Annotated in this window: 12 protein-coding genes, 1 tRNA gene and 2 pseudogenes; 11 read left to right on the top strand and 4 right to left on the bottom strand. The window is 64.2% G+C overall.

Annotation, left to right across the window (positions count from 1 at the left end; all coding sequences use genetic code 11):
- Together gluB and BCAL_RS09535 are read right to left on the bottom strand one after the other, a co-directional pair.
- Positions 1 to 772 (bottom strand): annotated as a pseudogene (gene gluB, locus BCAL_RS09540) (beta-glucosidase GluB); the annotation flags it as partial.
- A gap of 661 nt (positions 773 to 1433) precedes the next feature.
- Positions 1434 to 4325, bottom strand: coding sequence for a glycoside hydrolase family 3 N-terminal domain-containing protein (locus BCAL_RS09535; RefSeq protein ID WP_043166216.1), 2892 nt, complete (start codon positions 4323 to 4325; stop codon positions 1434 to 1436).
- A 591-nt stretch (positions 4326 to 4916) separates the two neighbouring features.
- Between BCAL_RS09535 and BCAL_RS09530 the strand changes: the two are divergent.
- The 8 genes and pseudogenes from BCAL_RS09530 to BCAL_RS09495 all read left to right on the top strand — a co-directional run.
- Positions 4917 to 5831 (top strand): annotated as a pseudogene (locus BCAL_RS09530) (serine/threonine-protein kinase); the annotation flags it as partial.
- Positions 5832 to 6296: 465 nt separating this feature from the next.
- On the top strand, positions 6297 to 7412 hold the full coding sequence (locus BCAL_RS09525; RefSeq protein WP_156101979.1) for a hypothetical protein: 1116 nt from the start codon (positions 6297 to 6299) through the stop codon (positions 7410 to 7412).
- Between the two features lie 164 nt (positions 7413 to 7576).
- Complete coding sequence (locus BCAL_RS09520; RefSeq protein ID WP_043166218.1) at positions 7577 to 8539, top strand: DsbA family protein; 963 nt, start codon at positions 7577 to 7579, stop codon at positions 8537 to 8539.
- Between the two features lie 127 nt (positions 8540 to 8666).
- A tRNA-Thr gene (locus BCAL_RS09515) sits at positions 8667 to 8740 on the top strand.
- A 291-nt stretch (positions 8741 to 9031) separates the two neighbouring features.
- A complete protein-coding gene (locus BCAL_RS09510; RefSeq protein WP_043166220.1) occupies positions 9032 to 10648 on the top strand; it encodes an aggregation-promoting factor C-terminal-like domain-containing protein in 1617 nt (538 codons plus the stop codon).
- A gap of 42 nt (positions 10649 to 10690) precedes the next feature.
- Positions 10691 to 11692 (top strand): 16S rRNA (adenine(1518)-N(6)/adenine(1519)-N(6))-dimethyltransferase RsmA, encoded by a 1002-nt coding sequence (rsmA, locus tag BCAL_RS09505; protein ID WP_081887408.1) that lies wholly within the window; start codon positions 10691 to 10693, stop codon positions 11690 to 11692.
- A 74-nt stretch (positions 11693 to 11766) separates the two neighbouring features.
- A complete protein-coding gene (locus BCAL_RS09500) occupies positions 11767 to 12666 on the top strand; it encodes a 4-(cytidine 5'-diphospho)-2-C-methyl-D-erythritol kinase (RefSeq protein ID WP_043166307.1) in 900 nt (299 codons plus the stop codon).
- A gap of 35 nt (positions 12667 to 12701) precedes the next feature.
- Positions 12702 to 13334 carry a LytR C-terminal domain-containing protein gene (locus tag BCAL_RS09495; RefSeq protein WP_043166222.1) on the top strand — a complete coding sequence of 211 codons (633 nt, stop codon included), beginning with the start codon at positions 12702 to 12704 and terminating at the stop codon, positions 13332 to 13334.
- Positions 13335 to 13378: 44 nt separating this feature from the next.
- Here the strand turns inward: BCAL_RS09495 and BCAL_RS09490 are convergent, their stop codons facing one another.
- Positions 13379 to 14794 carry a CCA tRNA nucleotidyltransferase gene (locus BCAL_RS09490; protein ID WP_043166224.1) on the bottom strand — a complete coding sequence of 472 codons (1416 nt, stop codon included), beginning with the start codon at positions 14792 to 14794 and terminating at the stop codon, positions 13379 to 13381.
- Between the two features lie 90 nt (positions 14795 to 14884).
- Between BCAL_RS09490 and BCAL_RS13420 the strand changes: the two genes are divergently transcribed.
- The 3 genes from BCAL_RS13420 to murJ are packed head-to-tail and all read left to right on the top strand — an operon-like array spanning position 14885 to position 19841.
- The gene (locus tag BCAL_RS13420; protein WP_043166309.1) at positions 14885 to 15865 is read left to right on the top strand and encodes an NUDIX hydrolase; all 981 of its coding nucleotides are present in this window, start codon (positions 14885 to 14887) and stop codon (positions 15863 to 15865) included.
- Positions 15862 to 18141 carry a DUF6049 family protein gene (locus BCAL_RS09480; RefSeq protein WP_052119186.1) on the top strand — a complete coding sequence of 760 codons (2280 nt, stop codon included), beginning with the start codon at positions 15862 to 15864 and terminating at the stop codon, positions 18139 to 18141. The genes BCAL_RS13420 and BCAL_RS09480 overlap by 4 nt, the downstream gene beginning before the upstream one ends.
- The gene (murJ, locus tag BCAL_RS09475; RefSeq protein WP_052119187.1) at positions 18138 to 19841 is read left to right on the top strand and encodes a murein biosynthesis integral membrane protein MurJ; all 1704 of its coding nucleotides are present in this window, start codon (positions 18138 to 18140) and stop codon (positions 19839 to 19841) included. Before BCAL_RS09480 ends, murJ begins: the two co-directional genes overlap by 4 nt.
- A 50-nt stretch (positions 19842 to 19891) precedes the next feature.
- On the opposite strand, the gene BCAL_RS09470 is transcribed toward murJ, so the two are convergent.
- The gene (locus tag BCAL_RS09470) at positions 19892 to 21295 is read right to left on the bottom strand and encodes an ATP-binding protein (RefSeq protein WP_043166227.1); all 1404 of its coding nucleotides are present in this window, start codon (positions 21293 to 21295) and stop codon (positions 19892 to 19894) included.
- Between the last annotated feature and the right edge of the window lie 164 nt (positions 21296 to 21459).

The following is a 21459-nucleotide window of genomic DNA, read 5'->3' as shown; positions in this document are numbered from 1 at the left end:
CGCCTTCGAGCTCGCGCACGGAGGTGAGCCCGGGGCTGGGCATTTCGAGCGAGCCGCCCGCCTTGACGGCGGCGACGGCCGAGTTGGAGCCGCCCCAGTCGGAGACGACCATGCCATCGAAGCCCCATTCGTCGCGCAGGATGTCCTGCAGGAGGTGCTTGTTCTCGTGCGCGTACACACCGTTGATCTCGTTGTAGGAGGTCATGATGGTCATCGGCGCGGCCTCGCGCACGGCGATCTCGAAACCGGTCAGGTAGATCTCGCGCATCGTGCGTTCGTCGATGACGGAGTTGGAGGCCTGACGGCGCAGCTCCTGGCTGTTGACGGCGAAGTGCTTCGGGCAGGCGCTCACGCCGTTCGACTGGATGCCGCGGATGAGGCCGGCGGCCATGCGTCCGGCGACGATCGGATCCTCGGAATAGTACTCGAAGTTGCGGCCGCACAGCGGATTGCGCTTGATGTTGAGGCCGGGGCCGAGCAGCACGTTGACGTCGAGGTCGTGGGCCTCGTGGCCCAATGCCTCACCCATCTCCTCGGCGAGGGCCGGATCCCACGAGTTCGCGACCGTGCCGGCGGTCGGGAAGCAGGTGGCCGGCTTGGAGGCGCCGAGGCCGAGGTGGTCGCCTTCGCCGAGCTGGCGGCGCACACCGTGGGGGCCGTCACTCATGACGAAGCTGGGGATGCCGGCACGGTCGTTGCCGCGCGAGTCCCATTCGGATCCGCCGGAAAGCATCGCCGCCTTCTCGGTCACCGAGAGCTCTTCGAGTTCCATATCGTTTTTCTCCTGTACGCCGTTGCACGGTTTGTTGCTGCTTTCGATTCAATCAGGTTTGCCGCTGATGCGTTCGCCCCCGCACACAACCTGTCGTTTCGCCCGCACGAATGGCGACGCCGGCACGGCTACACGCCAACTTTTCGCAGAAGTCAGTACGTCTTCATAATTGTCGGGAAGCTGCATCTGCCACACCACAGGTGATTTCGTTCTTTCAAACACTTGTGGCAATGGGTCCGGCCACAACGCGGCAAAATCGACGCGATGCAAGCGTTGTGGCTTGCTTCTCCGTGACCAGATCCTTGGAATTCCGCCATTTTGCTCGAATCGAGTTCTGAACACTCCGGGTGCGCATTGTCACGACTTGCCAGAATTCCTTTTTTCGAACGCTTGTGGCAGCGGATTTCGCCATATCACGCCGATACAGTCGAAATAATCGCGTTATGGCAACGTCCGCGGGGCAGGCACCGATCAGACCCCGCTAATTACGTCTCACAAACACGGCGTCAGCGAGAGGTTCCCACATCCAAACGACAGCAACCTCTCGCGGACGCTATGGTCAACGAGAGATTGCTGTCAAGAGGCGATAGGGATGGCTCAGTGAGTCGGAAGACTCAGGCGAGGCATCCCCGTCTCCGTCAGCGGACGGTTCCGGTCGGGGCTACTCGGCCTCGGTCACCGGCGCGACGGTCGCGGCCTTGCGGCGGGCGAGGAAGCGCTTGACGGCGAGGAACTCGAGACCGATCACGAGGACGGCGGTCACGCCCCAGACGGCGTACATCGCGGTCTTCCACATCGGGGTGGCGACCTTGGGCTCGCCGTTCTCGTACATCCAGCTGTTGGCTGCGGTGTAGAGGATGTTGTGGCTGGCCTGACGCATCGCCTTGACGGAGGTGGCGGACTTATCGGTGATGTGGTTGGTGTTCTCCGTGGTGGCGAGCATCGCATCGTTGCCGTTACGAATGCCCTCGTCGCCGTACATGTAGCCTGCGCCCTCGAAGTAGTCGGTGAGCACGAAGCCGCGGAAGCCCCACTCGTCGCGCAGGACGGTCTGCAGCAGGTTGGAACTGCCACCAGACCATGTGGTGCCGATGTAGTTGAAGGAACTCATCACGGCACCTGCACCGCCGTCCTTGACAGACATCTCGAACGGCTTGAGGTAGATCTCGCGGATCGACTGCTCATTGGCCCACGTGCACAGCATGCTGGCACGGTTGGTCTCCTGCTCATTCAGGGCGAAGTGCTTCATGAAGGAGTACACGCCCTTCTCCTTGGCACCGGCGATCTGCTGGGAGGCCATCACGCCGGAGAGCAGACCATCCTCGGAGAAGTACTCGAAGTTGCGGCCGGCGTAGGCGTTGCGGTGGATGTTCATCGCGGGAGCATACCAGCCGGAGACGTGCATGTCACGCGCCATCTGGCCGATCATCTCGCCGAACTGCTTGGCGAGATCCTTGTTCCACGTGCAGCCGAAGGAGGTGGAGGCCGGGAAGCCGATCGAACCGACGCCGGTGAAGTTGTTGTTCAGCGCGGCCGGGCCATCGGCGTCGGTCAGCTGGACCTTGCCGATGGAGCCGATCGCGCGGGTGCCATAGCCGCCGTATGCGATCAGGGAGTCCATCTGGTCGAAGGTGAGCTCGTCGAGCAGCTTGTCCCACTGCGGGTCGTCGTAGTCCTTGCCGGTGAGGTCGGCCAGACGCACGCCATTCTTGGCGCCGGTGGTCGGCATCTCATCGGAGCTGTCGTTGTGGGAGGCAAGGTCGTAGTTGGAGATATTGGTGAAAGTCGCCTTGAGGTCGTCGCTCATCGTGTAGCTGGTGGGCGCGGCAGTCGCCTTCTTGTAGTTGGCGAAGTGGCCGGCACGGGACAGGTACGTCACGTCGCCTTCGGCGCTGTCGAATTGGTTGGTGGCGACGACCTGATCGCCGTCGTGCGTGTTCGAGTCGGAATCGTAGGTGATGGTCTTCGGGACGTTGACGGTCTTCTCGGCGATCGTCGTGTGGGAATCGGACTGGATGGAGATCTGGTAATCGCCCTTCTCCAGTACCCATGCCTTGGCGGTTTTGGAGTCGTAGGAGGCCATGTCGTCGTCATCGAAGGAGATCGTCACGGTCTCGGATTCGCCCGGAGCGAGCTCCTTGGTCTTCTCGAACGCGACGAGGTTCGCAGAGGCCTTCTCGATGCCCCCATTGGTGTACGGCGGGTTGTAGTACACTTCGACGACGTCCTTGCCGGCCTTGTCGCCGGTGTTGGTGACGGTCACGTCGAAATTGACCTTGCCATCCGAATAGGTCACATCGCCCATCTTCTGATCGAACGTCGTGTACGACAGACCATAGCCGAACGGGAAGGCGACGATGTCATCGTAGTTGATGAGACCCTCGTCGGCGGCGGTCTCATAGAACTTGTAGCCCACGTAGATGCCCTCGACGTAGTTCACGAAACTCGGCTTGCGCACATCGCCGCGGTTTTCGGTGTTGAACTCGGACATGTTGTCGTAGTAGAACGAGCCGAAGTTCGCCGTGGACGGGTTCTCGGAGAGATCCTTGAGGAAGGTGTCGGAGGTCTTGCCGGACGGGTTCACGTCACCGGCGAGCACCTCGCCGAGGGCGGAGAAGCCGGTCTGGCCGGCGGGCGGGCACCACACGACGGACTGGATCTGCGGGTAGTCGGAGAGGAAATCGAACTGGAAGGTGTTGGCGCCGTTGTAGATGAGGGTGACCTTGCTGAAGTTCTTGGTGACCAGATCGATCATGTCGCGCTCGGTCTTGGAAAGCTCCAGGAAGCTCTGGCCCTTCTCGAAGTCGGCGTAGTCCTTGGAGTTGTTCGTGTAGGTGACGCCGTCGGCGGTCATGTCCATCGGCAGATCGGCACCTTCACCACCGACGCGGGTGATGACGACCACAGCCTCATCGGAGAAGGACTTCGCATCGGAGATCAGGGAATCGGAATACTGGTCGGCGGGCACTTCCGGCAGGGTCCAGTCCTGCTCCCACATGCCCACGACCGGACGATCGGCACGGTAGTCGGTGTACAACTTGGTCAGGTCGGCGTTGGTCTGGAAACCGGCCTCCTTCATGCCGTCGAGCAGCGAGGTGGTTGCATACTGGTCGTTCATCGAACCAGAACCGGTGCCGCCGTAGACTGGGTTGGTGGAGCCCCAGCCGAACACGTTGACCTTCTTCGAGGCAAGCGGCAGGTTGCTGCTGTCGTTCTTGAGCAATGTCACGGCCTCGGTCTGCACGTCCTTGGCGAGCTTGCTTGCCGCGGAGATGGTCGAATCGCTCAGCTGGTACTTGGTGGCGGTCGCGTTGTTGAGCAGCGTGGCGAGCGGACCGGACATCATCAGGGAGATCGAGACGACTGCGCCGACGAGCACCACGAGCCAGGATTCGGAGTGGGCGATCTTGCGCACCGCGACGCTCTTGACGGTCCTCTTGTTGACGCCGAAGGTGACGGCGAGCGCAAGCACCAGCAGTACGCCGATGGCGATGAGGTACGGCGTCACCGATGAAAGCACCGTCATCACGTCGGCCATGTTGATCTGTAGCATGGTGATTCTCCTCCTTGATCCAGCTACGGTTCTCTTCGATTCCGACATGCCGGCATTTCGACACTTCCTTGTCGTCCCTGTCGTCGATGTCGTTGATTTGATTGTGCCTGAGCCGCGCAGGCCTCATCGCCCGCCCAGCCCATCCTGTCATTTCGACCGCATATTCTGCTTCCGACCATCAAGCGACGTCAGACGCCATGTCGGACCGGACCGTATGATCCGGCCGGTACGTTCCCCGAGGCCACTGACGGCGATGCCACCACCAACGTACGGTGACTCGGGCTCAGCGTACGTTCCCCGTGGCTATGAGGCTTCTATCACCCGTATTCGTACTCTGCCCGCCGGTAAGCATACGAATACGGGTGATACGACCGAGATAGCCCGGAGGAACGTACGGTGACCTGCCCTCAGCGTACGTCCTCCGAGATTACGGCCGAAAACACCACGAAGAACGTACGGCACACACCACACCACACCAGCCGCACACCACACCACCCCCAGCTACCTCAACCGGCACCGAAATAGCCCCGAGGAACGTACGGTGGGCGGTTCCGGCAGACAGGTTCCGCGGGACATGGATAGGATGGGGGTATGAGTGATGTGAACGCGTTGACCCTAGAGCCGGGCGAGGTGGTGGGCGGCTACACCCTCATCTCCCGTCTCGGTTCGGGCGCGATGGGATCGGTGTGGCGCGTCAGTGACGGCGGCGGTCAGGTGTATGCGATGAAGATCCTGCGCGATTCGCTGTCCGACGACTTCGCCGACGCCGATTCCGGTAACGGCGGCGCCCCCGGCAACCGTCAGTCGGCGCCGCAGGACCCGAATCTCAAGGAGCACGTCACCGCCCGCGAGCGCCTGCGCCGCGAGGCAATGGCCCTGAAGAAGGTCAATCACCCCGGCGTGTGCGGCATCGTCGACATGGAGCTCGACGATGCGCTTGCGTTCATCGTCACCGAACTAATCGAAGGCCGGAACCTGCGCGACGACGTCGCCGCAAATGGCCGGTATGTGGGCGATGATCTGGAGCGTCTGGCCCGCAAGCTGATCGAGGCGGTGAAGGCCGTGCACGCGGCCGGCATCGTGCATCGCGATATCAAGCCGACGAACGTGATGGTGTCGGCCACCGGTCCGATTCTGGTCGATTTCGGCATCGCGATGGGCGAGGGCGAAAGCCACGTCACCCGTACGGGTCTGGTGATGGGAACGCCGGGATTCATCGCCCCGGAGATCATCGAGGGCGCCGAATCAGACGAGGCGACCGACTGGTGGTCGGTGGCGTCCGTATTGGCGTTCGCCGCGATGGGCGAGCCGGTGTTCGGTACGAAGCCGATGATGGCGGTGCTGGAGCGCGAGGCGTCGGGCAACGCGAATCTCGCGGGTCTGCCCGCGCACACGATGACCGCGTTCCGTAGCGCGCTGAACCCCGATCCGACGAAGCGCTGCACGCCGGATCAGCTGCTGCATGCGATCGCGTTGGATGCGCTCAATCCCATGGGATGGGATGGCGCGAACGGCACAGATCCCACGAACGGGGTGATGCACCCTTTTGGTCGTGAGGATGCCGGACGCGGAGACGCCGCTGGCATGGTCGCCAGTACCGGCGATGCCGTCAGCACGCGCACGCTGTGGCCGGGCGCGTCGGCGGATACGAACGCCACGGCGATTCTCAACGACACCGGTTCCAACGCTCTCGCCGCCACGCGTGCGCTGAGCCCGGAGCAGTGCACGGTAGCCCTGCCGAGCGACGCCCTCGGCCCGAACGACGTGCCCGGTCTGCTGACCCCTCCCCCGCCGCCGGTCGCGCCGGGTTCGACCAGGGTGATGCCGGCCGTCGTTCGCCCGAACCAGCCGGTTCGCCCGAACCGTTCAATCCCCGCGACGGCATGACCAACAATCCCCGCCGCCCGCCCCGCATTGCGACGCATCGCGACCAACGCGAACCAACCTGCCGTCTCCGTCGATGCACGTCCCGTGCGATTCGCGCAGTCCGGCCAGTTCGCACAGGTATCGCCCGCGGCCCAGTCGCGGCAGAGCCCGAAACCCACCGATCTTCCTCCCGCATACGTGCCGCCGGCGAGCGCGAAGGCCACGCCGACGCCGCCGAATCCGCAGAATGGTACGGATTCCGACCATCCGCAGCGCACTACGGTGATGCCGGTGGGGCAGGCAACGCCACCGGTACGGCCCGGACAGAGCATTCCTCCCCGTGCATCCTCCGAACCCGGTGTCTCGACGATTCCGCTGCATCCGGGCGGCCGGCAGGTTCCGCGTCCGGAACCGCTGTTCCCGCAGCCGATGCAGCAGCCTCAGTCTCCCGTCAACGCCGCCGATCCGGAGCGCACCGCCGCCATTGAAGGCACGGTTCCGGAGTTCCTGCGCACGCCCGCGCAGGGCGCGCCGCAGAACATGCCTCCGGTGATGCCGCTGCCGATGGATCAGCGTCCGAACCAGTACAGCCAGTTCGGCCGATCCGGACTGCCGAATCACGCGAATGCTGCCGATCGGCTTCGCGGCCAGTACGTCAGTCACGGCGTGCTGCCGCTCGTGGTGATGATGGTCATCCCGATGATCGCGGCGGCGGTCTGGCCGGTTGCGGGACTCATCGCCGCGGCACTGCTGTTCTGGCTGCTGTTCACGGTCGGGTACAGCGAGACCGCGCAGCTCGACCGCGAGTCGAAGCGCGGCGGCGAGCGCAAGGGGTCGGATTCGGCCCTGCGCATCGTGCAGCTGCCGTGGCATCTGGTCAAGGGGCTTGCCGCGACGATCGCGCGCACGCTGCAGTTCGCGCTGCTTGACGTGCTGTGCATGGTGTTCGCCGCGATCGCGCTCGATCTGCCGTGGCAGCAGGTGCCGATGCCGAACGGCTACTGGCCGTATCAGGTGCCGTGGCTGACTGATGTGGCGCCGTTCTCCGTGACGAATCTGGTTGCGGCGGGCGTGGCGGCGACTGCATGGATCCTCACGTCGCTGTGGCCGTTCTCCGAGGCGATTCGTCTCGCCGCGGGCGCGATGCGCGGGCGATCCGTTGCCAATCAACCGAGCAATCAGCCGGATCAGCAGTACCGGCCGAATCAGCCGAACGTGTAATTCACGCGAAATTCAATCGCCGGCATGCGCGCGAGGCTGCACACGGGCTACACTTGCGACAAGATCGTCTGATATGTCTCGTATCGACATATCACACTGCGGATCAATCACACCGCAGATCGTGCCGGGAGAACCGGGTCATTCGGGGAAAGGATCACATACCCATGGCGAACGCCGATAAGACAGACAAGCGCAAGACCCGCGCCGCACGCCGCGCGGCCGAGGAGGCGGCCGCCAGGGCCCGCGCCGAGCAGGCGGCGAAGGAGCGCAAGCAGCAGACCATCATCGGCGCGATCGTCGTCGTGGTCGTCATCGCGCTGATCGCCATCGCGGGAATCGCGCTCTACCGTTCGCACGCCGCCAGCACCGCCCAGGCCAACATGACGGTCGACGAGGCGTACGCGAAGCTGCAGGACGTCAAGGACAAGCCGAGCACCGCGGACGAGAAGGGCGGCGTGCTCGTCTCCAAGGACGGCGTGGGCGAGAAGATCGCCGACGCGCCGACCGTCGCCGTCTACATGGACTTCATGTGCTCCGGCTGCGGCAACTTCGAACGAACCGCGGGCGAGACCCTCACCAAGCTGGTTGAGGCCGGCCAGATCAACCTCGAGCTGCATCCGATGTCGTTCGGCGACCAGTGGAGCAGCGACGAGTATTCGACGCGCGCCGCGAACATGCTGCTGGCGCTCACCGAGCAGGACAAGGATGCCAGCCACATCCTCGGCTTCATCCAGAACATGTACGCCGAGGACTTCCAGCCGGCCGAGAACTCCGGCAAGAAGACCTCCGACGACCAGATGAAGGAGCAGGCGGTCAAGGCCGGCGTCTCGCAGAAGGTGGCCGACGCGTCCGTCACGGGCAAGTACACCGATTGGCTCGACGCGATCAACACCTATCTGCCCAAGCGCACCGATCTGCTGAACGTGTCCGGCCAGCTCAAGGGGCAGATGACCACGCCGACAGTCACGATCAACGGCAACTTCTGGGATATGAACCAGCTGACCACCGCCGACCTGACGGTGGACGCGGGTCTGGTCCAGGCGCTGGGCCTCGAGGACAGCCAGGTCGGCCAGGCCGGACAGCTGCCGTCGATCGGCGCGGACGGCAAGCCCGTCTCCCTCGTCTGATCACTGACCTGCTCACTGATCGCCCTGATCACCGGCAAGTGATTCCATCCGGTCTGCTATGCTGGTAGCTCGCGCATGCGCGGGGTGCGGCACCATCACCACGGTGCACGCATGACACGCATGCCACGCCTCTTTAGCTCAGATGGCCAGAGCGGCCGCCTTGTAAGCGGCAGGTCGTCGGTTCGATCCCGACAAGAGGCTCGTCGCGCTCCGAAAAGGTGTACACTGTATGTGCGCACAGGGGGTGCACATTCAATACTTAACACGGGTAAGTCGCCTGGGAGCCTTCCCCCCGATTACGGTTCCTAGGTAGGACTGGAGCGTCCCCCAACCTGCTTCAGTCCGGTTTCAGGGGGCGGGAACTTCCCCTTCTCTCCCGCCCCCTTTTTTCTTTTTCTTCGCACATGGTGCGCTACGATGGGCTCCGAGTGCGCCCGTCGTCGCGAAGTGGTGTTGCGGACGATCATCGGGCGGGAAATGAGGTTTGCAGTTATGGCACGGCGATGGACCCCGCAACGGTTTGTGATGTTGCGCCGTATCCGTGTGGCCGTGTGCGTAACGGCCGTCGTGGCGTCAATGGCGGTCACGTTCGGCCTGTCCACGCGCAAGGCCGTCGCATTGAACGTCAATGGCAAGACGACCACCGTGCAGACGTACGCGATGAGCGTGGATCGTCTCCTGCAGGAGCAGGGCATCGACGTGAAGAGCCATGATCTGGTCGAATCGTCGTCGGGCGAGCGACTCGCCGATCATGCGGTCGTCACCGTGCGCAGCGCCTTCCAGACGACCGTCAACGTCGACGGCGAGGAGATCCCGTTCTGGACGGTCGCCGACAGCGCCGACCAGCTCATCGGCTTCTTCAGGGCGAACGAGAAGCAGGCCTCGAAGATCACCGTCAACATCGGCAACGTGTACAACCAGCTGACCGGCGGGCTCGTCATCAACAGCGAGGGTCCGGTCACGGTCATCGCCGACGGCAAGACGTCCGTCGCACCGAACGGCAAGCTGCCTGCCGCGTCAATCCTCGATTCGAAGGGCATCAACGTCGGCAAGGAGGATCGCGTCACCGTCACGAAGGACGGCGGCACGACGATCCTGCGCGTCCAGCGCGTCACGCACGGTCAGGAGACGCGCGTCAAGACCGTGCCGTTCACGACTCGGACGGTCGTCGACGACTCGCTCCAGCCCGGTCAGACCGTGGTCCGTCAGCAGGGCGTCAACGGTTCGATCACGCAGATCTACGACGTCACGTACGTCGACGGCGTCAAGGAGAGCGAGACGCTCAACAGTGAGACGACGACGCAGGTGGCGCTCGACCAGATCATCGCGGTGGGTCCAGCGAAACAGGACACCACCGGCAATTCGACGAATTCGGGCGATTCGTCGGATTCCGGAACGACGTCCGGGAAGGGCGATTCCGGATCGGGTTCGACGGATTCGTCGAACGGCTCGTCGAACGACGGCGGTACGTCCGATAAGGGCGATGCCAAGCCGAACACTGGTTCCGGCAGCAACTCCAACAACTCGAGCAACTCCAACAACTCGGGATCCACGAGCAAACCGGACACGAACAACGGCAACTCGAACAACAACACGTCGAAGCCGAACACCGATACGAGCAAGCCGAACGACTCCGGCTCGACGAACAAGCCCGGCGCGGACGACTCGTCCAGCAACTCGGGCAACTCCAACAATTCCGGCTCGACCAGCAAGCCGAACACGAACACCGGTGGCTCGAACAACTCCGGCAACTCCGGCAGCAACTCGAATAACTCCGGCGGCAGCTCGGCGAGCGGACGCCTGTGGCATCCGAGCATCTCGCAGGCCAAGACCTACGCCGCGGCCGCGGCCGCACAGCGCGGCTGGACCGGTGCCGAGTGGGACGCCCTCGTGTGGATCTGGGAGCATGAATCGGGCTGGCGGTGGAACGCCGACAACCCGTCCTCCGACGCCTACGGCATCCCGCAGGCCCTGCCCGGATCGAAGATGGGCACCGGATGGCAGGACGACGGTGCGGTGCAGATCGACTGGGGTCTGAGCTACATCTCGGGCCGCTACGGCTCCCCCACCAAGGCCAAGGAATTCTGGCTGAAGAACAACTGGTACTAAAGCGCGCACTCAACACGCACACAACGCAACACGGACGGTGACATGAACGACACAGCACAGGAGAACACGGGCGAGCCGAAGACGGTTCCGGTCGAGCCGGTCGCAACGCCGGAAGCGGCAGCCGGAACCGGCCATCTGCTCGGCGCGGCCGACATCCGCCGCATCGCCGCCGACGCCGGCGTGAGCCCGACCAAGAAGTTCGGCCAGAACTTCGTCATCGACCCGGGCACCGTGCGCCGTATCGTGCGCGAGGCGCACGTCGACGCCGATACGCACGTGCTGGAGGTCGGCCCGGGTCTGGGTTCGCTCACGCTGGCGATCCTCGAAACGGGGGCGACGATGACCGCCGTCGAGATCGACCCGCCGCTGGCCGAGCGCCTGCCCGACACGATCGCCGAATTCATGCCCGAGGCGTCCGGCAGACTCACCGTCGTCAACCGCGACGCCCTGACCGTCGGCCCCGAGGTTCTGCCGCAGTTCGCGGACGCGTCCAAGCCGTTCACGCTGGTCGCGAACCTGCCGTACAACGTGGCCACGCCGATCATCCTCACGCTGCTGGAACGCTTCGGCAACCTCGACTCCTTCCTCGTGATGGTGCAGAAGGAGGTCGCCGATCGTCTGTCCGCGGAGCCGGGCAACAAGATCTACGGCACTCCGAGCGTCAAGCTCGCCTGGTACGGCGAGGCCGGACGAGCCGGCGTCATCGGGCGCAACGTGTTCTGGCCCGCGCCGAACGTCGACTCGGCGCTCGTCTCGTTCCATCGTGGACCCGAACGCGGCTCGGAGCAGTTGCGTGAGGCCACGTTCCGTCTCATCGACGCGGCGTTCGGCCAGCGTCGCAAGACGCTGCACGCGGCGTTGAAGAAGACCGTTCCGGCCGGCGCATTCGAGGCCGCCGGCATCGACCCGACCCGCCGCGGCGAGACGCTGACGATCGACGAGTTCGTCGCCCTCGCGAACGCGGTGATCGCCTTGGAATCCTCGGCCGACGCCGGGACACAGTCCCAGTCCCAGCCCCAGACCCAGACCGAGGCGCAGGCATGAGCGCCGCGACCACCCTGTCCACGGGCTCACCCGTGACCGCACCCGCACCAGACCATCGTCCCGATACGCCGGCGATGGTGAGCGTCGACTGCCCGGCCAAGACGAATCTCACGCTCGAGGTCGGCGCCTCCCGCGCCGAATGGGGCGGACGTCACGAACTCGACACGATCTACTGCGCGGTCAGCCTGACCGACACCGTCAGCGCGGCCATCAAACCGGCAGGAACCGGCTTCTCGCTCGATCTTTCCGGCAAGCATCTGGGCGATCTGGCGTCATCGTCCGCGGACATGCGCCGCAACCACGCGGTGATGGCTCTGTTCGCTATGGCCGAGGCGGCCGGACGCGAACCGGACATCGCCCTGTCGATCGACAAGCGCATTCCGGTGGGTGCGGGGCTCGCCGGCGGTTCGGCCGACGCCGCGGCCACGATCCTTGCGCTCGACGAGCTGTGGGGTCTCCACTGGCCGATCGAACGGCTGCGCGAGGTCGCGGCGACGCTCGGCGCGGATATGCCGTTCTGCGTGGCCGGCGGCTACGCGCGCGGCACCGGGTACGGCGAGGTCATCGAGTCGATCGACGAAGGCTCCGAAACCGAACGCGCGCTGCGTGCCGACGGCTACGCGGGCGCGTTGCTCGTCGGCGCATACCGCACGCAGCTGAGCACGCCCGACGTGTATCGCCTGTTCGATGCGATCGGCGCCGGATCGGGCGATCGCAACCATCTGCAGAAGGCCGCGATCAAACTGCATCCGCGCAGCGGTCAGGCGGTCGACGCGGCCCTCAAGGCCGGCGCAAGGCACGCCTTCGTCTCCGGTTCGGGGCCGTCCGTGGTGGCGTTCACGCCTACTCCCGCGGTGCGTCGTCAGGTGCTCGCGGCCTGGGAGCGTTCGGGCGCGGTGGACCGGATCATCGCGGCGGAGGCCCCCGCCAGGCCCCATATCCACCCCCATATCAGCGTCACGGTTGCACGCTAAGGTAACTTCTCAGCACAGCGAACGAAAGGGAAGCAATGGCCGAACAGTATGATGAGCGCGAGGCACGCAAGGCATATGTACGCCGGCGCCAGAGGACGGTGTTCTCCATCGTCGGCGCTGTCCTCGTGGTGGCGCTGATCGCCTCGTTCCTGCTCTATTTCGGCGTGATCAGGATCGACAAGGAGTCCCAGGACTCCGTCAAGCCGAACTACGGCGTGGCCGTGCCATGCGCGGCGAAGAACGAGGACGGTTCGGCGATGAAGTGGTCCGACAACTCCACCGTGCCCGTCGAAGTGCTCAACGGCACCAAGTTCAGGGGGCTCGCCGGTGCGGTGGGCGAGGCGCTCAAGAACCGTCAGTTCAATGTGGTGAAAGTCGGCAACTACAAGTCCAAGAAGGTGGAGCGCACGACGATCTACTTCGGCGTGAACGCCATCAACCCCGCCTACACGCTCAACCAGTACTTCACCGACGCCGTCATGAAGATGGACGATCGTCAGGACCGCACCGTCAACGTGGTCGTCGGCGGCTCCTTCAACAACCTGCGCAGCGAGTCGGAGGTCAAGAAGCAGGGCAGCACTATCGTCGACTTCGAAGGCTGCAAAACCACCGAGGAGATGCAGAAGGCCGGCCTGCCCAAGACCTTCACCCACACGCAGGTCAACTGATCACGTCCGTCTGAACGCCTGAGCCTGAGCCCAAATGCTCAGGCTCAGTTGTTTTCCGCGGCCCAGCGCCTGAGCTCGGCCACGGCCACATCATGCTCGACCGGACCGTTATCGAGGCGATAGTCGAGCATGTGCTTGTAGGCGCGGCCGACCATCGGACCGGGTTCGAGACCCAGAATCGACATGATCTCGTTGCCGTCGAGATCCGGGCGGATCGCGTCGAAGTCCTCCTTCTCCTTGAGCTCGCGGACGCGCGCCTCCATCTCATCCATCGCCGTGGCGAAGATATGCGCCTTGCGGCGGTTCTGCGTCGTCGCGTCGGCGCGCGTCAGGCGGTTGAGCCGCTCGTAGAGATGTCCGGCGTCCTTGACGTATCGACGCACCGCGGAGTCGGTCCACGGCTCGTCCACGTACCCGTGGAAGCGCAGGTGCAGATTCACCAGCTCGCTGACGTCCTCGACGATGTGATGGTCGAAGCGCAGTGCCTTGAGGCGCTTGCGCGTCAGCTTCGCCCCGACCGCGTCGTGATGGTGGAAGCTCACCTTGCCACCGGATTCGAACTTGCGGGTCTTCGGCTTGCCGATGTCGTGCATGAGCGCCGCCAGTCGCAGCGTCAGATCCGGCCTCGGCACCGGACCGTCGTCGTCCGTCTCCAGCGCGACCGCACGATCGAGCACGATCATCGTGTGCTCGAACACGTCCTTGTGGCGGTGATGCTCGTCGATCTGCAGTTCCAGCGCGGGGATCTCCGGGAACACGATCGCGGCCAGACCGGAGTCGACCAGCGCCTCGATGCCGGCGCGCGGACGGTCGGAGAGGATCAGCTTGGTCAGTTCGTCGCGCACGCGTTCGGCGGAGACGATGGAGATGCGATCGGTCATCGCGCTGATCGCCTCGGCGGTCTCCGGTTCGATCGAGAAGCCGAGCTGGGCGACGAATCGCACCGCGCGCATCATGCGCAGCGGATCATCGTCAAACGACTGACGCGGGTCGACCGGCGTACGCAGCACACCTTTGGCGAGGTCGTTCGCACCGCCGAACGGGTCGACGAACTCCAGATCGGGCACGCGCAGGGCCATCGCGTTGACGGTGAAGTCACGACGTGACAGGTCGCCTTCGAGACTGTCGCCGTAGGCCACCTCCGGCTTGCGCGAATCGGGGTCGTACGTGTCGGAACGGTAGGTGGTGACCTCCACCTGCACCTCGGTGCCGTCCGGACGGCGGCGCATCGCACCGAGCGTGCCGAACTTGCGGCCCATATCCCAGAAGCCATCATGTCCGAAGCGGCGCAGGATCGGCTCGAACTGCTCGGGCCTCGCGGACGTGCAGAAATCGAGATCGTGACTGTGCCGGTGCAGCAGCAGATCACGCACCGGCCCACCGACCAACGCCAGTTCGTATCCCTCTGCGGCGAACATGCGGCCAAGTTCAATGGCCTCCGGCCATACTTCGAAATTCACGACATCCCTTTCGCACGTTTTCTGGCTTTCTTATCGCCTACCAGCATACCGTTACTCCAATTGCACACGGACTTGAGTAAGGTGGAAGGCATGATTACGCCCGCGGACCTTGCGCGCATGCTTCGTCATGCCGCCCCTGCCGCGGTCAACCATGCCCAAAACGGGTATGAGCAGGACGTGCTGATGTACACGTCCGAATCCTCTCCGAAGCGGCGGGAATCCAATGATTCCAAGGGTTCCGTCAAGGACGTGGACGATCCCGACGACGCTGCGGACGCCGCTGCGGCGGCTGCGATGCCCCGTGTCGTCGACGACGTAGCAAGCATGGCCGATGACGCCGCCGTCATGGCCGAGACCGGCATGACCGACGTGACCGACGTGACGCTGACCATCACCGCCACGCAGACCGTCTCCCGCAACGAGGTCGAGGCCACGGCCCCGTCGTCGATGCCGACGCCGGCGACGGTGTTCGCGCGTCTGCGCGTCTCGGAGGCGGTCTCGCCGGCGACGCTCGCGCATCATCGCAAACCGATGAAGCCGGCGAAGCCGTCCGGTCCGACCCCGGCGATGATGCCGCGTCGCCGCAACTCCGACGGCCCGACGAAGTTCGCCTCGCTCGACGCGCAGGAGCTGCCGGTCGTGCGCGAGTATTCGGCCGGCGGACTGGTGTTCGACGAGCGCGGGCGCGTGGCGATCATCGCCCGCCATTCGCGCAGCGGACATCTCGAATGGTGTCTGCCGAAGGGGCATATCGAAAAGGGCGAATCGCCCCAGCAGACGGCCGTGCGCGAGGTGCACGAGGAAACCGGCATCCTGGGCGAGGTGGTCGATTCGATCGCGACGATCGACTACTGGTTCACCGGAACAACGCAGCGCGTGCACAAGCTGGTGCATCATTTCGCATTGCGGCAGATCGGCGGCACGTTGACGGTCGAGGGGGACCCGGACCATGAGGCCGAGGACGCCATCTGGGTTGATTTCAAGGATCTGGACGACGTGCTCAGTTATCCTAATGAGCGCAAGATCGCATGGTTGTATGCGAGGAAACTGAACAGGCAGGCAGACGAGTGAATCACGATACCCTCTACGCCCTTCGCACCCTCCACGCGCGTTGGGGGCGTGTTCTGGGCGGACTGCTGCTCGTCGTCGCGGTTCTGGCCGGCATGATCGGCGTGGCCGGCGTGGCCGGACCGACGGCCGTCGCACAGGCCGCGGGCACCACGGCGGACGGCACGGCGGACACGGACGGAACCTCCGGATCCACGACCTCCGCGGCGCAGCAGCGGCACACGATCACACTGGTATCCGCCACCGCGGTCGTCACGGCGACGTCCGGCTACCATCTGACCGCCACGATCACGAACACCGGCGACGGCACGTGGGCGGCCGGATCGCTGACATTGTCCGTCAATCCGATGTACACGTTCGTTTCGCGCACCGACATGCAGGAGTGGGCGCAGGCGGAAAACCGCATCCCCACGCCGTCCCTGCTCGGGTCGGTCGACGTGCCGGCGATCGATCCCGGAAAGTCCGTCACGATGACGGTCGACGTGCCGGCCGACGCCGACGCGTTGAAGCGCATCACCAACTGGGGTCCGAAGCCGCTGCTCGTCGACTACACGCCCGGCGACGGATCGACGGCGGACGGCGCGCAGCTGCGCACGTTCCTCACGCGTTCGTCGAGTGGCCTGGGCACCGCGACTCCGGCGATGAAGCTCACCGTCACCATGCCGCTGACCAGCTCGCATTGGACGACCAACGACGAGAAGCTGAACGGACTGGTCACGGGCGACACCACCGTCGGCGCCAACAGCAACGGCGGCAACGATGTCTCCGCCACCAGCAACGCGAACGGCACCTCCTCCGACGCCGTCACGCTCGAGCAGGATCACACCCGATTCGACCGCATGCTCGCCCAAGTGCTGACCAAGCACAGCGGGCTCGAAACCGTCGCCGACCCCACGTATCTCGACGCGCTGGCCACGCCGCCGCGGGTGAGCGCGGTCATGCAGCCGGCCGACTTCGACATCACCACCTACGCCGCACGCGCCGACGATCAGGCCTATGCCGCGGCGGGCGTGAGCACGAAGGCGTGGAACGCCAGCGCGGCGATCGCGCATTACCGCACCGCCGTCAACGACCCGCAGGCGTCGACCGGCACCATCGCCTGGCAGGGCAAGGCCAAATGGACGCTGCAGGCCCTGACCGCGGCCAGACAGCAGGGGTATGGCACGGTCATCGCCACGCATGACTTCGAATCGGCGGATGCCAGCACCGTGCACACCGGCACCACCATCGTGCCGACGGAGGCCGGCGATGTGACCGTACTCGTCGAACAGCGCGAGCTGAGCAACCTCGTCAAGGGCACGGCCACCAGTCGCAGGGCAACGGCCGAGGCAAGCGAGGCGGGGCGCATCGCGCGCTTCGTCGCACAGAGCGCGTTCTATCAGATGGAACAGCCGTACAACGACCGCAATCTGCTGGTCTGCTTCGACGAAGGCGAGACCCCCGCCACCGTGGACGCGTTCATGACCGCGATCGAACAGTCGACCTGGCTGCAGCTGACCGATCTGGACACGCTCGCCAAGGCGACGCCGCATGCGAGCGGCGAGAGCGCGAAGGAGGAGACGCCCAAGGAGGCGAAGCTCTCCGACTCGGCCATCACCGATCTCAACAACACGCTCACCGCGCTGTCCGACAGCCACGGTGACATCCTTCGCTTCCGCGACGCGATCCTCGACAGCGATGCCAACGCCAGCCCGCGTAATGCCTCCCAGACCCAGCCCGACGGAGGTCCCTCGCAGTGGATCAGCACGCTGCTCGCCGCGCACAACGAGCTCGCGCTGCACGCCCTGTCGACGGACGGCGGCAGCTCCGAGGTGGCCGACGCCTCCCGAACCGTGTCCGCGGGCGCACGAAGGCTCGCCGACGATCTGCTCGGCGGCGTGCATCTGACGCCGTCCGAAGCCGTCACGATGGTGTCGGAAACCGCGTCGATGCCGGTCACGATCAGCAACACCACCGCCTATCCGGTGACGATCCGCCTGTCGTCGATCACCGATTCGCCGGAGATCGTCACCTCGCGCACGACGACGGTGACGATCGCGCCGAAGTCCGAATCGCAGGTCACGTTCACGCTGCGCGCGGCCACATCCGGCTCGACGATCGCGCATGTGACGCTGCTTGACCGCACCGATCAGGCGTTCGGCCTCTCGCAGGACACCCCGATCAACTGCGTGCTCAAGATCAGCGACAAAACCGGTTTCGTCATCATCGGCCTCGCCGTGCTGCTCGGCGTGCTTGGCCTGTGGCGCCAATTCAACCGCAAGAAGGACCCCGACGAATGAGTTCCAACGTCGGCCGCAACTCCCTGATCATGGCATCGGGGACCATGGCCTCCCGTCTTACCGGACAGATCCGCACGATTCTGCTCGCCGCCTGCCTCGGCACCACCGGCATCGCCGCGAACGCCTACCAGACCGGCGCGATGATCCCGCAGGTGCTGTTCACCGTGATCTCCGGCGGTATCTTCAACGCGGTGCTCGTGCCGCAGATCGTGCGCACGTTCAAGGAGCATGACGCACAGGATCGCCTCAACAAGCTCATCACGCTCGCCATCGTGATCCTCACGGCGATGACGCTGCTGATGATGGCCGCCACCCCGCTGCTGACGATGCTGTACCTCAACTCCAGTTGGAACGAGGCGCAGCGCGCGCTCGTCAACGCGTTCACGCTGTGGTGCATGCCGCAGATCTTCTTCTATGGCCTGTACACGGTGATCGGCCAGATCCTGGCCGCGAAGGACAAGTTCGCCACCTACGCGTGGAGCTCGGTGGGCGCGAACGTCATCAGCTGCGCCGGCTTCACCGCGTTCCTCGTGCTGTTCGGACCGGCCAGCCGCCAGCCGCTGGAGTTCTGGAGCGAGGACAAAATCTTCCTGACCGCCGGCACGTGGACGCTGGGCGTCGCGTTCCAGGCGCTGATCCTGTTCGTGCCGCTGATGCGCACCGGCATCCGCTATCGCCCGCAATGGGGCGTCTCCGGCATCGGACTGAAGGCGATGGGACCGGTGGCCGCATGGAGCATGGGCGTGATGGGCCTGCAGGAGCTGACGAACATCATCAACGCGCGCATCTCCAACGGTGCGCCGTTCGCCGGCAACGACCTGTACGGCATCGCAGGCAACGGCTCGTACCAGAACGCGTTCACGCTGTACATCCTGCCGTATTCGCTGATCGCCGTGTCGGTGGCGACCGCGATCTTCCCGAAGATCTCGCGCGCGGTGGCCGATCACAACATCGACGAGGCGCGAGCCGATCTGAGCGGGGCGCTGCGCAACGTCGGCGTGATGATGATGTACTTCGCGATGGCGATCATCGTGATGCCGGTACCGATCACGATCGCCCTGCTGCCGAGCGTCAGCGTGCCCGAGGCGCAGCTGATCGCCGGACCGATGATCGCCCTGTCGTTCGGCCTGCCGCTCACCAGCGCGTACCTGCTCATCCAGCGCACGTTCTACTCGTTCGAGGACGGCAAGCATCCGTTCCTGTTCCAGCTGCTGGCCAGCGTGATCCAGATCGTCATCGAGGTGGGCATCGCGATGTTCGCGCCGGCGCGCTACTGGACGGCAGGCATCGGATTGGCGATCACGCTGAGCTACGTGCTGAGCTTCCCGCTGCTGGTGTTCATGCTGCGTCGGCGGTTCGACGGCTATCTGGACGGCCGCCGCATCACCGCGACGTTCCTCAAGGCGCTGGTCGCGGCCGTGCTGGCGGGCATCGCCGTGTGGCTGCTCACCGATCCGCTGATGGGTCTGCTGGGCGCCGACCTGTCACGCGGGCGGCTGAGCTGGCTGCAGGCGGTCGTCTTCTGCGTGATCGGCACGGTGATCACTGCCGTCATCTACGCGATGATGCTCGTCGTGCTGCGCTGCGACGAATTCACTGGTCTGCTGGGCGCTCTGAACCGTCGTCTGGGCGGCCGTCTCGGCGATCACCTCCCAGGATTCCTGCGAACCCCGCGCCCGCCCCGTCACATGCGCGGATAGCTATCCTCTTCCCCTCCCTCTGTCTGGCCCATCCGACGGAGAACGGACATTCACCCGAGCAGCTCCGGCAGTCCGACAAGTCGCACGGACTCGTCAACGGCGGCCAGATCGATCAGGGACTGCGTGAAGCCGGACAGCGAGAACAGCACGTAGTGTCGCTCCTGCATGCCCAGTTTGACGGCGCGGGTGCGCAGCAGATCGAGCATCGACGGATCCATCGGCGTGGTGCGGAACTTGCATTCGCCGACGATCGCCCTGTTATCGGATCGATCCAGTGCAGCCACATCGATCTCATCGGTGCGGTCCCACCAACGCCCCACGCGATTCAGGCGGAACGGCAAATCACCACGCACGCTTTCCCGCATCAGCCATGCAGCGCACATGCGTTCAAAGGCGTGCGACGCGAAATCGTGAAGCGCTGGCCGAACGTTTTCCTCGTAAACGCCGTCGATGTCGCCGCTATCCAATTCGGAACGATTCGGATAGACGAACGAATACCAGAATCCGAAGAAGTCGTCTGAGAGACGGTACAGTCCGCGCATGCCCTTGGTCTGCTCCGTGACCCGCGCCGTGACCGGAAACTCACGTTGCACGATGCCGACCTCGATCAGCGAGGACAGGTAAAATCCCAGAGTCCCCGGCGGAATCAACGTGTGCGTGGCGATGTCGTTGAGCTTGGTGTCGCCCAACGCGATGGCACGGATGATCGTGCTGTACTTGCCGGTCTCACGGAATTCCTCGCGCATAAGCACGTCCGGCTCCGAGTACAACGCCGTTCCCCGGCGTAGGATATAGCGTTTGATATTCCATTCCAGTGTCCGATCGGGATCGAACGTGGACAGGTATTGCGGCACGCCACCCAGAATCGCATACGTCAGGGCCTTGTCTTCATCCGAATATCGAGGGAAGAATTTCACGGCATCCCAGTACGGCATCGGCAGCATCTTGAGCACCCCGGTGGCACGACCGTACAACGGCGCCTTCTCGGAGAGGATCTCCTTCTCGATGAAGCTCATCGCGCTACCGCACAGCACGATCATGAGATTCCTACGACGCAAGGTATGATCCCAGAGATTCTGCAGGATGGACGGCAGGGACGGATCGCTTTTGACCAGATACGGGAACTCGTCGAAGACGATCAGACGGCGACGTCCATCCTCGGGTTCGGGCAATTCCGCCAAATCACTCAACGCCGCATGCCAATCGGGGTATCGATCAAGGTATCTTCCCGCCGGCGCCCCCTCCTCGAACATGCGACGGGAGAACTCGGATAACTGTTCCTCTCTGGTGCCCATTTGCGCGGAGAAAAACAGCGTCGGCCGATCTTGCGCGAAATGGGACAATGTCTCCGTTTTCCCGATGCGCCTGCGCCCGTACACGATGACCAATTGCGCCTTGGCATCGTTATAGCAGTCGCGGAGCAGGGACAGATCGTCGTCACGTCCGATGAACATCACGTACCTCCATCGTGGAATCTCAGAATCGCGGAATCACATAATATATGGGTACAACTTTTATAGTCATAACTATTATAGTCATAACAATATTGAAAGAAGCCCATGGCACTCCGCCCGGAAACCGGCACGAAATCACTCCACAATCAGCCTGTGGAACGAGG

The organism is Bifidobacterium callitrichos DSM 23973, assembly GCF_000741175.1.
GTDB lineage: Bacteria > Actinomycetota > Actinomycetes > Actinomycetales > Bifidobacteriaceae > Bifidobacterium > Bifidobacterium callitrichos.
Note: the sequence above shows the minus strand (reverse complement) of the source record. Positions and strands in the feature narration are given on the sequence as shown.

Excerpts from the sequence above, each read along its gene's own strand:
- BCAL_RS09495 (WP_043166222.1), top strand. The coding sequence starts at position 12,702 with ATGGCCGAACAGTATGATGAGCGCGAGGCACGCAAGGCATATGTACGC.
- BCAL_RS09520 (WP_043166218.1), top strand. The coding sequence starts at position 7,577 with ATGGCGAACGCCGATAAGACAGACAAGCGCAAGACCCGCGCCGCACGC.
- rsmA (WP_081887408.1), top strand. The coding sequence starts at position 10,691 with ATGAACGACACAGCACAGGAGAACACGGGCGAGCCGAAGACGGTTCCG.
- BCAL_RS13420 (WP_043166309.1), top strand. The coding sequence starts at position 14,885 with ATGATTACGCCCGCGGACCTTGCGCGCATGCTTCGTCATGCCGCCCCT.
- BCAL_RS09470 (WP_043166227.1), bottom strand. The coding sequence starts at position 21,295 with ATGTTCATCGGACGTGACGACGATCTGTCCCTGCTCCGCGACTGCTAT.
- BCAL_RS09510 (WP_043166220.1), top strand. The coding sequence starts at position 9,032 with ATGGCACGGCGATGGACCCCGCAACGGTTTGTGATGTTGCGCCGTATC.
- BCAL_RS09535 (WP_043166216.1), bottom strand. The coding sequence starts at position 4,325 with ATGCTACAGATCAACATGGCCGACGTGATGACGGTGCTTTCATCGGTG.
- BCAL_RS09500 (WP_043166307.1), top strand. The coding sequence starts at position 11,767 with ATGGTGAGCGTCGACTGCCCGGCCAAGACGAATCTCACGCTCGAGGTC.
- murJ (WP_052119187.1), top strand. The coding sequence starts at position 18,138 with ATGAGTTCCAACGTCGGCCGCAACTCCCTGATCATGGCATCGGGGACC.